12 protein-coding genes, 2 tRNA genes and 1 rRNA gene are annotated in these 12,342 nt (G+C 52.9%); 3 read left to right on the forward strand and 12 right to left on the reverse strand.

Going from position 1 to position 12,342, the window contains the following annotated elements; genetic code table 11:
* Positions 1 to 150: 150 nt before the first annotated feature.
* Complete coding sequence (locus tag PUT07_RS35175; RefSeq protein ID WP_274473496.1) at positions 151 to 1,590, reverse strand: NAD-dependent malic enzyme; 1,440 nt, start codon at positions 1,588 to 1,590, stop codon at positions 151 to 153.
* 75 nt (positions 1,591 to 1,665) lie between these two features.
* The gene (gene pdxR, locus PUT07_RS35180) at positions 1,666 to 3,171 is read right to left on the reverse strand and encodes a MocR-like pyridoxine biosynthesis transcription factor PdxR (RefSeq protein ID WP_274473497.1); all 1,506 of its coding nucleotides are present in this window, start codon (positions 3,169 to 3,171) and stop codon (positions 1,666 to 1,668) included.
* A gap of 144 nt (positions 3,172 to 3,315) precedes the next feature.
* Here pdxR and PUT07_RS35185 point away from each other — a divergent pair, with 144 nt between their 5' ends.
* Together PUT07_RS35185 and PUT07_RS35190 are read left to right on the forward strand one after the other, a co-directional pair.
* The gene (locus PUT07_RS35185) at positions 3,316 to 3,906 is read left to right on the forward strand and encodes a GNAT family N-acetyltransferase (protein WP_274473499.1); all 591 of its coding nucleotides are present in this window, start codon (positions 3,316 to 3,318) and stop codon (positions 3,904 to 3,906) included.
* A 116-nt stretch (positions 3,907 to 4,022) separates the two neighbouring features.
* Complete coding sequence (locus PUT07_RS35190) at positions 4,023 to 5,330, forward strand: aminotransferase class I/II-fold pyridoxal phosphate-dependent enzyme (RefSeq protein WP_274473511.1); 1,308 nt, start codon at positions 4,023 to 4,025, stop codon at positions 5,328 to 5,330.
* 57 nt (positions 5,331 to 5,387) lie between these two features.
* Here the strand turns inward: PUT07_RS35190 and PUT07_RS35195 are convergent, their stop codons facing one another.
* From PUT07_RS35195 to PUT07_RS35225, 7 genes are all read right to left on the reverse strand, one after another.
* On the reverse strand, positions 5,388 to 5,876 hold the full coding sequence (locus PUT07_RS35195; protein ID WP_274473501.1) for an SRPBCC family protein: 489 nt from the start codon (positions 5,874 to 5,876) through the stop codon (positions 5,388 to 5,390).
* Positions 5,877 to 5,897: 21 nt separating this feature from the next.
* Complete coding sequence (locus PUT07_RS35200; protein ID WP_274473502.1) at positions 5,898 to 7,226, reverse strand: DRTGG domain-containing protein; 1,329 nt, start codon at positions 7,224 to 7,226, stop codon at positions 5,898 to 5,900.
* Positions 7,227 to 7,379: 153 nt separating this feature from the next.
* Positions 7,380 to 7,577: a hypothetical protein gene (locus tag PUT07_RS35205; RefSeq protein WP_274473504.1), complete on the reverse strand. Its 198-nt coding sequence runs from the start codon at positions 7,575 to 7,577 to the stop codon at positions 7,380 to 7,382.
* A gap of 183 nt (positions 7,578 to 7,760) precedes the next feature.
* On the reverse strand, positions 7,761 to 7,961 hold the full coding sequence (gene tatA / locus PUT07_RS35210; protein ID WP_274473505.1) for a twin-arginine translocase TatA/TatE family subunit: 201 nt from the start codon (positions 7,959 to 7,961) through the stop codon (positions 7,761 to 7,763).
* A gap of 24 nt (positions 7,962 to 7,985) precedes the next feature.
* Positions 7,986 to 8,714, reverse strand: coding sequence for a twin-arginine translocase subunit TatC (gene tatC / locus PUT07_RS35215; protein ID WP_274473506.1), 729 nt, complete (start codon positions 8,712 to 8,714; stop codon positions 7,986 to 7,988).
* 49 nt (positions 8,715 to 8,763) lie between these two features.
* Positions 8,764 to 10,485: a GMC family oxidoreductase gene (locus PUT07_RS35220; protein ID WP_274473507.1), complete on the reverse strand. Its 1,722-nt coding sequence runs from the start codon at positions 10,483 to 10,485 to the stop codon at positions 8,764 to 8,766.
* Positions 10,486 to 10,516: 31 nt separating this feature from the next.
* Positions 10,517 to 11,290, reverse strand: a complete 774-nt coding sequence (locus PUT07_RS35225; protein ID WP_274473509.1) for a gluconate 2-dehydrogenase subunit 3 family protein — start codon at positions 11,288 to 11,290, stop codon at positions 10,517 to 10,519.
* 166 nt (positions 11,291 to 11,456) lie between these two features.
* Here PUT07_RS35225 and PUT07_RS35230 point away from each other — a divergent pair, with 166 nt between their 5' ends.
* Complete coding sequence (locus PUT07_RS35230; protein WP_274473510.1) at positions 11,457 to 11,822, forward strand: c-type cytochrome; 366 nt, start codon at positions 11,457 to 11,459, stop codon at positions 11,820 to 11,822.
* Between the two features lie 137 nt (positions 11,823 to 11,959).
* On the opposite strand, the gene PUT07_RS35235 is transcribed toward PUT07_RS35230, so the two are convergent.
* From PUT07_RS35235 to PUT07_RS35245, 3 genes are all read right to left on the reverse strand, one after another.
* A tRNA-Leu gene (locus PUT07_RS35235) sits at positions 11,960 to 12,041 on the reverse strand.
* 15 nt (positions 12,042 to 12,056) lie between these two features.
* A tRNA-Gln gene (locus PUT07_RS35240) sits at positions 12,057 to 12,128 on the reverse strand.
* Positions 12,129 to 12,226: 98 nt separating this feature from the next.
* Positions 12,227 to 12,342, reverse strand: a 23S ribosomal RNA gene (locus tag PUT07_RS35245); the annotation flags it as partial.

Here is a 12,342-nt window from a genome sequence, read left to right on the forward strand (position 1 = left end):
TATCCAATTCTGTAAATAATTTATTAGCCATCCCGATACCTCGCTTCTTTTATAACCTCATTAAAACATAGAAAGACCCGTAGGAGACACTTTTTTTAAAAGTGTCTATCCTACGGGTCACAGTTCATAAGAGCTGCCTCGGGCTTTTTATTATTCGTGATGCGCCTCTTGATGCTCGCGCTGCGTGCGGCGGCGGGCCACGCCGGCTTCATAAGCGGCTTCCATGACGGCTTCGCGCACCTTTTCAACAACAGCGTGATTGAATACACTCGGAATGATGTAGTACTCATTCAACTCGTCTTCGCCTACAACCGAAGCAATCGCTTTGGCAGCGGCCAGCTTCATCTCTTGCGTGATGCGGGAAGCCCGGCAATCCAATACGCCGCGGAAAATACCCGGGAAGCACAGCACGTTGTTAATCTGGTTCGGATAATCCGAACGTCCGGTGGCCATAACGCGCACGTATGGCTCCGCTTCTTCCGGCGTAATCTCCGGCGTCGGATTGGCCATCGCGAAGACGATCGGATCGGCAGCCATCCGTTTGACATCCTCCACTTTCAGCACGCCCGGTCCGGATAAGCCGATGAAAATATCCGCGCCGGCGATCACGTCAGACAAAGTGCCTTTCTGCTCGTGAGGATTCGTATTGTTGGCGTACCAATCCCATGCGGAATTCGCGTAGCTCTCGCCGCGCACAATCGCCCCTTGGCGGTCTACGCCGATGACATTGGTCACGCCTGCGGCCAGCAGCATTTTCGTACAAGCAATCCCCGCCGCGCCGATGCCCGTAACGACGACTTTGCAGTTCTCGAGCTCTTTGCCGACCACCTTCACGGCATTCAGCAGCCCGGCAAGGATCACAACCGCCGTTCCGTGCTGATCGTCATGAAAAACAGGGATATCCAGCTCGTTGATCAAGCGCTCTTCGATTTCAAAGCAGCGCGGCGACGAAATATCCTCCAGGTTAATGCCGCCGAACGCCGGAGCGATCGCCTTCACCGTGCGAATGATTTCTTCCGTATCCTGTGTATCCAAGCAGATCGGGAAAGCATCGACCCCGGCCATCTGCTTGAACAGCATGGCCTTCCCTTCCATCACCGGCATCGCCGCATCGGGACCGATATTGCCGAGCCCCAAGACGGCCGTACCGTCGGACACAACGGCAACGGTATTTCTTTTGATCGTCAAAGAATGAGCTTTGACCGGGTCTTCATGAATCGCCATACAAACGCGGGCGACCCCAGGTGTATAGACACGGGACAGATCGTCCCGGTTTTTGATCGGCACTTTCGGAGTGACTTCAATCTTACCTCCCAAATGCATGAGGAACGTTTGGTCGGAGACGTTGATAATCCGAACGCCTGGAATACTTTTCAACACTTTAACAATGGCCTCGGTATGTTCCGGATCGTTGACATTGACGGTAATATCCCGTGTTGTCGTTGTTTTGCTGGCCCGCGTTACGTCAATCGCAACGATGTCGCCGCCGGCATCGCCAATGGCCGTTGCAATTTTCCCAAATGTGACCAGTTCCTTATGTATCTCCAAACGCACAATCACACTTGTGCCTCCACCATTTAATCCTGCCATCCTGGGATCACTCCTACAATAAATAATTAATTGACCACATGTTGATAATAGCATACTCTGTCAATCATGCCAAAATCATTTTGGTGAACAAACGGTATTTTCATAGGTTTGCCTTAAGATTGCCACACCTCGGCGGATTTCGTCCTCGGTCAGATGCGCGAAGCCGAAGATAACCCCGGCCCGGCCCGGGGGCAAAGCATAAGACGCGGCGTCGCTCCACTCGACGCCGGCTTGGCGGCACTCGGCTGCATAAGCGGCATAGGTGCGGGGGTCCCCCCGCCACCAGCCGAACAGATGCAGCCCCGCATCGCTCTCCACCCAATCGAAGAGGGTGGAGAGCTGCTCCTGCAGCAGCGCCTGCAGGAGCAGGAACTTGCTCGCGTACACCCGCCGCATGCGGCGCAGGTGACGCTCGTAGCCGCCGCTCGCCATGAATGCGGCGAGCGAGCGCTGTTCGAGCAGCCCCGACGGGTGCGGCTCATACAGCCGCTTCGCGGCTGCGAACGCGCCGTGCAGCGCGTCCGGCAGCACAACATAGCCGATGCGCAGGTCCTGCAGCATCGTTTTGGAGAAGGTGCCGATGTAGACCACCCGGCCCTCCTGGTCCAGCACCTTGAGCGGCTCGATCGGCCGCCCGCGGTGCCTGAACTCGCTGTCATAGTCGTCTTCGACGATGACAGCGCCTTGCTCCGCCGCCCAGCGCAGCAGGAGCTGGCGGCGGTCCAGGCCCAGCACCGCCCCCGTGGGGAATTGGCGGCTGGGCGTTACGAACAGCAGCCGGGCGTTCCACGGCTGCGGGATCAAGCCTTGCCCGTCCACCGCCGCGTGGACGGGCACGCCGCCTACCGCCAGCACCGCTTTGGCGGCGCCTTGGTAGCCCGGGCGCTCCAGGATGACGGGATCGCCTTCATTCACGAGCACTTGGGTCAGCAGCGCGATGGCTTGCATCGACCCGCCTGTGATGACGATGCGCTCCGGCGGCGCATCAATGCCGCGCATCCGCCTCAGGTGCTGTGCGATCGCTTCGCGAAGCGCATAGTGCCCCTCGGCGATGTAGGCTTCTTCCTGCGGGGACTCCGTCATGCGCCGCACCTGTTCGTACATCCCGCGGTTCCACAGCTCCCGGGGGAATTGTTCGATAAGCGGGTGACCCATCGTAAAGGATACCCGCTCTTTCCCTGCCCCGTACTCAGGCCCCGGACTGTTCCCCTGACCTTGATCTCGAATCTGCCGCTGTCCTCGCCCCAGATCATCCGCTGCGCAAACCCGAAGCCCCCAGTCGGACAATTGAATCGGTTTGCCGGCGAACGGCTGCTGCTTCCCCGTCCCCCCGCTGTAGACGACGAATGTTCCTCTCCCCACATCGGCCTGCAAATAGCCTTCGGCGATCAGCATATCGTAGACCTGGTTCACCGTGCCGCGCGACAATTCGTACAGGGCCGCGAGCTCGCGGCTCGACGGCAGTTTCGTATTGCGCTGCAGCTTGCCTCCCAGAATGCTGTCGTGCAGAGCATGATACAGCGCAGCATATTTGCTCGAATAGCGATCCCGATAGGAACGATAAGGGATGTGAAACTCCATACTGTCCTCCATTAGTTTGATCCAAAAGCATTCCCGATTGGTACATACAAACAGTCGGAAATTGGACCTTCTTACAAAGCCATTTTTCCTTTATGCTATCTAAAATCTCATAAAATCAAAAGAAAGACAAGGAGTAGATGCCCTATGAATTTCCAACCTACGCTTCTAGAAGGAACGCAAGTCGTCCTGCTGCCTATGCAGGAGTCGCATATTAGCGGATTGGCGGAAGCCGCCGCCGACCCGGCGATCTGGAGCTATATGACGCCGCTGCCGCATCGCTCGGCCGTCGAACAGTTTGTCCGTCAAGCGCTGGATGAACAGCAAGCAGGACTGGGTCTGCCGTACAGCGTCTATGACAAACATACGGATACGTTCGTCGGAAGCACACGGCTGTTCGATTACTCGGCCGCCAACCGGCACGCCGAGATCGGCCATACGTGGTACAATCCGCGCGTATGGCACTCGAGAGTGAATACCGAATGCAAATATTTGCTGCTGCGGCATAGTTTCGAACAATTGGAGCTGCTTCGCGTTCAGCTCAAAACCGATCTGAGAAACGAGCGCTCCCAAACCGCCATCGCTCGCCTCGGCGCTCACAAGGAAGGGGTGCTCCGCCAGCACCGTGTGCTTCACGACGGGTATGTCAGGGACACGGTCATGTTCAGCATTTTGGACCGGGAATGGCCCCAAGTCAAACAACGGCTGGAGGGCTTTTTGGACAGAGTCAGCGTGTAGCCGAGGATAGCCATCCTAGCCAAAATAAATTTGTTTCGCGCAGTGACGTACGGGAGTGAAAGTGGTATAATAACTGCAAAAAATGAATAGCAAATTGGAAGGAATGACCCATGCTTATGAATCCTCTGGCAAGACAGTTAAACGAGACCCTGGAACGTGAAAATTCTCACGTATTTAACATGCTTTCTGCATTAGGTAGATCGATTTACTTCCCGAAAGAAGGCATTCTCAGCCAGTCCGCTGAAGCGAAGGCGAAAGCCAAGAAATACAATGCAACAATCGGCATTGCTATCGAGAACGGTCAGCCGATGCATTTGAAGGTCATTCAAGACACCCTCTCCACTTATGCGCCAAAAGATATATATGAATACGCGCCGCCAGCCGGCAAGCCCGAGCTTCGTACGGCATGGCGCAAAAAGATGCTCGAAGAAAACCCGGAGATCGGCAGCAAGCTGATCGGCAACCCGATCGTGACGAACGCCTTGACACACGGCCTGAGCATTGCCGCCGACCTGTTCGCGGATGTTGGAGACACCGTGATTATCCCTGATAAGAATTGGGAGAATTACGAATTAACCTTTGAAATTCGCCGCGGCGCCCAAATCGTGAATTATCCGCTGTACAACGAAGAGCAGCGGTTTAATGCTGCAGGTCTGCGCGATGCGCTTCTGGCCCAGCAATCCAAAGGCAAGGCGATCGTTGTCTTGAACTTCCCGAACAATCCGACAGGCTACACGCCCGGCGCCGAGGAAGGCAATGAGATTGCCGCAGCCATCAAGGAAGCCGCTGAAGCCGGCATTAACGTCGTCGTGCTGACGGATGACGCTTACTTCGGCCTTTTCTTCGAAGGCTCTCTGCACGAGTCGCTATTCGGCAAATTGGCGGACATTCATCCGCGCGTACTCGCCGTGAAAATCGACGGAGCGACCAAGGAAGAGTACGTATGGGGCTTCCGCGTAGGTTTCATCACTTATGCGGGACAAAGCGAAGCGCTGCTTAGCGCTCTGGAGCAGAAGACAATGGGGATCATCCGTGCGACGATTTCCAGCGGTCCTCACCCTTCCCAAACCTTCGTGCTTCATGCCTTGAATTCACCGGAGTTCAAGCAGCAGAAGCAGGAGAAGTACGAAATCATGAAAGGCCGCGCCAACCGTACCAAAGCGATTCTGGACAGCGGCAAATTCGATGATGCATGGGGCTACTACCCATTCAACTCCGGGTATTTCATGTGCTTGAAGCTCAAAACGGTCGATGCCGAAGCACTGCGCGTTCATCTGCTGAACCAGTACGGCGTAGGCACCATTGCCCTAGGCGAAACCGATCTGCGCGTTGCGTTCTCCTGCATCGAAGAAAGCAGCCTGGAAGAGCTGTTTAACCTTATTTATCAAAGCGTTAAAGAAATAGAGACTGTCTCGGCTCGCTAAGAGCTGCACGAACAAGGGCTGTCCCCGGGTCTTCAAGACCTCGGAGACAGCCCTATTTTATTCTTTGCTATGATGGACCAATTCGATATACTTCTCGTACCATACCTTCCATTGATCCATCGGAAAGTCGATCGCTTGTCCGTCCAGCAGTGCAGACAGCATATCCAGGCAGACGTGCCAGCCCGCCAAATCTTTGGGCGTATGCTCGGTCAAAGTGCCGACGAACTCTTGAAGCACGAGCAGCGAGCCTTCGGGCTTGTCCGATACTTCGAACCGGACGCGGTCAGCCCCCCACGTGAACGCCAGCACCGCGAAAGCTTCATAATCGGTAATCTCTAAATTCTCAAATGCGCCTGTACCGTCATTCATATGGAAGCGGATCACGCCGCCTTGACGCAGATCGACGGTCTGAAGATTGGACATCCATTTCTCCAATAGATGATTCTCCGTAAGCGCTGCCCACACCTTTGCGGCAGCATGCGGCAGCGGCCGGTCGTATTGAACCAGGAAGCCGCCGTTATCGTTTTTTCGAATGGAAGCTAGCATGACCTTGTTCCTCCTCAATATTTATAGAATACGCGCTGTGAACATCGCTCTGGCCGCTCTTAGGCCGTTCGCCACAATTTCCATGTCTATCTTGCAAAATCTGCGGCTCATCTCGATGATCGTCGGTACAATCGTAATAACATCGTCGATCTGCAGCGGAATCAGGAAATAGGAGGAGGAGCTGTCCAGCATGAGATCCCCCTTCTTCTGATCCTGAACGGTGCGGTAAGCGGCGCGGATCATTATCGTCGTCAAAACGCCTTCGGAAACGAGGCCTTCGAAATTCGTCATTTGCGGCGTAATCGTACCTTTAAAAAACAGCTTGCCTTCCGCGTCCCGCAGCTCGTCAATCCCCGCATAGATTTGCACCTCGAACGTTTCCGCGTTCTGCGGCTGCTGCTGCATATGCTGCATGGCTTTCATAACGTCCTTGCGGGAGATGACGCCGATCATGCGGCGTCCGCCGTCAATCACCGGCAGCAGCTCGATCCCTTCCCATACCATCATGTGTCCGGCAGAGGCAACCGACGTCGTTAATGAGATCACAAGCGGGTTCGGTGTCATTAACGTGCTGACAGGCTGCTCCGGCTTAGCTCCCACGATGTCTTTGGTCGTGATCATACCGATCGGAATGTGTTGTTCATCGATAACGGGATACCGGGTATGCATGGTTTCCTCCACTAGCTTCTGCATGTCCTTGACTGTATTCGTGCCTAGAAGCGAGTATACCGGGCGATCTCTCCCCATGATATCGTCGATGCGCAATATTTTCTTCTTGATCAGCCGGTCCTCCATCGCCCGATTGATCATCGTGGCCACCGTAAACGTATCGAACGAACTGCCGATAATCGGCAGCTGCAATTCATCCGCCAGCTCTTTCACTTCAGGAGTCGTATCGAAGCCGCCGGTTATCAGCACCCCGGCCCCTTGGCTGAGTGCGCACATGTGCGCTTGCACACGATTCCCTACGATGAGCAGATTGCCTGCTTCGATATATTTCAGCATCGCTTCCAGCTGCATGGCGCCGATGACGAATTTGTTCAATGATTTGTAGATGCCGCTGGAGCCGCCAAGCACGGTGCCTTCCACGACATTCACAATTTCCGCGAACGTCAGTTTGTCAATGACAGGCTCTTCTTTCTTCTCCATTCGGATCGTGCCGATTCGGCGTTTGGTACTGACGAGCCCGGCGTTTTCAGCTTCCTTGATGGCCCTGTATGCCGTTCCTTCGCTAACGTCCAGATCTTGCGCGATTTGCCGAACGGACAGCTTGGTGCCGACAGGCAAGGATTCGATGTATTTCGTAATCTGTTCATGCTTTGTATGAAGCTCTGAATGGCCTGCGCTCATCGTCGCACCTCGCTGAACTGTACTATAACATTAACGTAAGTATAGTATAGGAGAATTGGAAAAGTAAATTTGTACCAAGCTGCAGCTTCGTGTCGGCACAAAAAAACCTGCTATTCACTCAGCAGGTATCTTTCCTTTTATGGATTGCGCCATTTACTCCGCAATAGTTTCCTGGTCGAAGGCATAATACAAGGCCAAACAGATTGGAGACAGGGCATACAACGCCGTTTCACCGCATTCATCGTGCTCCCTGCGTTCCGTACGATTGGCGAGCACTCTTTGATAATCATAAGGACGCCGCCGGATAACCGCCATTCTCTCATGCTCCATCGATGAAGACAAGCTGCTCATGAACGATCTCTCCCTTCAATATGCCGATCATTGTATTATTACATTTATGTTCAACTAATTTATTATATAACTTTGTGAAGATAATTGTGCGATAACAAAGTGAATTTCTTTTATTTTTATATAACAAATGCACACAAAAAAAGAGCCCCCGCAGAGGCTCCAATTCCGACCTATTTCATACCGTCAAAACGGCTTCTTCCCTTCATTCTCGATCAAATGCTCCCCGCGCTCGCCATCGTCGATGATGCTGCGTGTCGAGTTGCGGAATTCACGCAGCGTATCGCCGAACGCTCTGCCTAGCTGCGGCAGCTTGGATGGACCGAAGACGATCAAGGCTATCGCCAGAATTAAAATCAAACCCGAAACTCCGATATTATTAAACATAGGTATCCTCCTTTGTTTGAAGCGTTAGCTGTTGGCGGAGCTATGCTTCATCGTTCTCCACTGCCAATTGGCAGCCAGAACGCTAATTTCGAACAGTAGAATCAGCGGCACCGTCACGGAGAGATGAGATATCATGTCCGGCGGCGAAATGCATGAGCCCGTGATAGTTAAGGCGAGGTACGCGTATTTTCTCGACCATTTTAGCCGCTCCGGCGTGAGCAATCCGATTTTGGTCAGGAACAAAATAATAACCGGCAGCTCGAAGGCAATCGACATCGGAAAGACGATCTGGAACAGAAAACCGAAATACCGGTCAATTCCATACGTTTCAATTGCCCCTATCGTCTGATTCATGCGCATCATGAAACGAATCATCATAGGGAAAACGACCCAATAGCTGAACGAGATGCCGATGATGAACAGCGCGAAAGCTACGGGAATATACGGAAGAGCGCTTCTCGATTCGGCTTCCGTCAACCCGGGGCGGACGAACGCCCATAATTGGTATAGCAGCACCGGAACGGTGAACAGCAGGGCGACGAGGAATGCGCACTTCATGTAGATCATGAGCCCATCCGTAAAGGAGAACACATTCCATTGAATTTCACCGATCAAGGGCTGCGATTTCAAAAACAGCAGAATATCCCCGGCCAAGTACAGCCCTGCGCTTAACGTGACAACAAACCAAGCAAGTACGATGAGCAGCCGCTTGCGTATTTCCGTCAAGTGGAGGATCCAATCTTCCTGCTCCATGACATCCCTCCTTGCTGAATGGCCGATCATGCTCCTTGTTCCCTGCTGGCTAAACAACCATGCCGCCTTGTTTCAAATATTTGGCGATTCCTTCGGCGGCTCTATAGGCTAACGCGCCGACCGTGCCTGTCGGGTTGTATCCGCTGTTGTGAGCGAAAGCCGACGCTCCGACGACGAACACATTTTCCGCATCCCACATTTGCAGATACGAGTTGACCGCGGAAGTAGACGGATCCGAGCCCATAATGACCCCACCGGTGTTATGCGTGGATTGGTAGGGCACGATATTGTAAGGTCCAAGCTGATCCGATGACCCGATGGTGGTCGGTTTCATTTCTTTCATAATTTCAGCGGCTTTCCCGCTGACGAATTTGATCATCTGCCGGTCCTGTTCTTCAAAATCGAACGTAATCCGCGCAAGCGGCAATCCGTACGCATCTTTATATGTAGGGTCCAAGTCCACATAATGATGCTTCCACGGCATGCTGGCACCTTGCGGAGAGACGGCCAGCACGCTGTTTGCGTATTTCAGCGATTTCTGCTTAAAGTCCTTGCCCCATGTCGGGGTCCCCTTGGGAACGGAATTGGTGGCGATCGGACGCTGCCCGGTTTGGGAGATGCGAATGCCGGCTCCGTGGATGAAGTTCAAATTGCTATGGTCGAAATTATCGCCATTGAAGTCGGGAATTTCCATCCCGAGCGAGCCGGCTCCAGCGTACAAGTTGAACTCCTTATCGTCGAAAAATCCTGTCGCTGAGCCGCCGTTCGTTTGGTAGCAGTAATTTTTGCCGATGACGCCTTTACCGGATGACGGATCATAGGGCTTGCCTAATTTCGAAGTGAGCAAGAGCTTAATGTTATTGAACACATAGCTGGCCATAATGACCACATCCGCAGGCTGCTCGAATTGCTCGCCTGTCACCGTGTTGACATACAGGACTCCGCTAGCTTTCTTGCCGTCATGAATGACTTGAATCACATTGGAGTAGGAGCGCAGTTCAAAGTTACCTGTCTTCTGCGCCACGGGAAGCACGGTGACGACAGCGTCGGCCTTAGCTCCGTACTCGCAGCCGAAGCGTTCGCAATACCCGCAATACTGACATGCGGCGCGGGTTATCCCGTCGGGATTCGTATACTGCTCCGACAAGTTCGCCGACGGCATCATGTAAGGATGATAGCCGAGCTTTTTGGTCGCCTCTTCAAACAGCTTCAGTATCGGCGTCTTAATCATCGGCTTCGTAGGAAATGGATTCGAACGCTTGCCCACCAACGGATTCTGCTCCTGATCGCCGGAGATGCCTGCCAGCTTTTCAAATTTATCGAAATAAGGCTCCAGCTGGTCGTAGGTGATACCCCAATCTTGAATCGTCATGCCTTCAGGAATTTTCTGTTTGCCGTAACGCTCGACCGTTTTGCTGTAGATTTCAAAATCATACGGAAGAAAGCGGTACGTCTGTCCGTTCCAGTGGATGCTCGCTCCGCCCAGCCCTTCGCCCAGCAGGAAAGATCCGTATTCCCGCATAGGCACAGCTGCAACTTTGTCTGTATTCCGGAACGTGACCGTTTCCTTGGAAAGATCCTGCATCAGATCGTACCGTGAAGCGTAGCGCAGCTCGTCATGCACCATAAAGTAATCTTGGGTGCTTCTAGGTTTACCTCGCTCAAGTCCAACTACCTTCACGCCTTGCTTGGTTAATTCCGCGGCGATGATGCCCCCGACCCATCCCATTCCAACAATCACTACCGGAACTTTCGGCATTTTCGTTGCCATATGCTTTCCCTTCCCTCATTGAATTTGCCAATTAATGAACAAAATGATCATGCAATGTGCGCGGCTCCATAACGACGAACTGATCCTTGTCTATGATGTTCGTGTAGCTCATTTGATTGCCCGGATACTTGCGCATCTTCCAACCTTGCATATCTTTATTGCCTCCGTACAAGGGATCGGCATATACCCCTTCCATCACAAGCACACGAAATTGATTGAAAAAGGTTTTTCCCGTAACCCCGTTGACCACCGTGATTTCGCCCTTCTCCATCGAGCTGAGGATGGCATCTTGTTCTTCAGGCGCCAACTCTACGAACGTCTTGTTATATTTGGACTTACTGGCGTCCTCCATGCTCTGCAGCCCCATCGTAATCAATTCGTGGCGTTGGATGCTTAAGTAGTCACCCTGTGTCACTTCCCCTTTCACGAAGGGGCCTGTCCGGTAAGTTCGGGCATTGACGCCCCAAGGGCTTGCCAACTGATGGTCAATATAAAAGGCAACCCCCAGCTCCGACGCCCCCGGACCGCTGTCATCCTTCGGAAATATGCGTTCGGCCGCGGCCTCCGTTATTTGCAGCTGAGCCTGGTTGAAAAACATGGGCGCCCGATTGTAGTCCACGCCTGCCTGAGCTTGCGGCGTTGCGCTAGGCGATGGGGCCGGTGTCGCAGATTTATTCTTAAATCCTCCGGATATTGCACTGCCGATCACGCCACCGACAACAGCTCCGCCTATGGCGGTACCGGTATATTTCAGGAAACTGCGCCTCGACTGATCGGGGGTTCTGTCTTCTTTGTTCTCAGCCATACTGTTTGCCTCCTTGGAATTTATTCAATGACAGGTTGCTTATGGTAGTTATGGATATCATGAGCACTCGCTAAATATCTTATTCATGAATCTCGTATGAAAAAATTAAAATGAGGGCAATGTAAGGATAGCGTTATTACAAATATTTGAGGGGAAGTACACACACATGAAGAAAACGTTAATCGTCCTGACGCTGCTGCTTGCAGGATCGCTCGCTGCTTGCGGTAAAAAAGAAACTCCGCCGGCAACAAGCCCTGCTGCCACAGCCACGACATCTCCAGCCGCAACGCAAAGCACGGCAGGGACCAAAGCGGATGCACAGACCGTTTTCAAGGCGAACTGCGTGAGCTGTCACGGTGGCAATCTAGAGGGAGCCGTAGGTCCCAATCTGCAAAAAGTAGGCGGTAAACTGTCCAAAGACCAAATTACCGGCATCATTACGAACGGAAAAGGCGCTATGCCGAGCTTCAAAGGCAGACTTAGCGACGACGAAATTTCCGCTGTTGCCACTTGGCTGGCGGATAAAAAATAACGACAAAAATCCCGTGCTCATCTGGAAGAGCACGGGATTTTTTTGCATTTGCCTGTTAGGACGGCGACAAAAAAAGAGGTTATGCAATTCGTAGATAGCTCTACGATTCGCATAACCTCTCTGATTTGTTGCCGGGATGCGGTCGGAGGGATTTGAACCCTCACGCCTTGTGAGCGCCACCCCCTCAAGATGGTGTGTCTGCCGTTCCACCACGACCGCTTAGAAGGAAGTAAACTGGGGATCTAGGATTCGAACCTAGGCATGACGGAGTCAAAGTCCGTTGCCTTACCGCTTGGCTAATCCCCAATAAGATAGGGACGAGGGCGATCTTAAACGCCACAGTAGGGAGTTGTTCCCTGAAAACTAGATACGAAACTTACGTAAAGTTGAACACTTAGGTATATTAGGATAAGCCCTCGACCGATTAGTATTCGTCAGCTGCATGCATTGCTGCACTTCCACCTCGAACCTATCAACCTCGTCGTCTACAAGGGGTCTTACTAGTTGGGAAATCTCATCT

Origin of the sequence: Paenibacillus sp. MAHUQ-63 (assembly GCF_028765165.1) — a bacterium.
GTDB lineage: Bacteria > Bacillota > Bacilli > Paenibacillales > NBRC-103111 > Paenibacillus_E.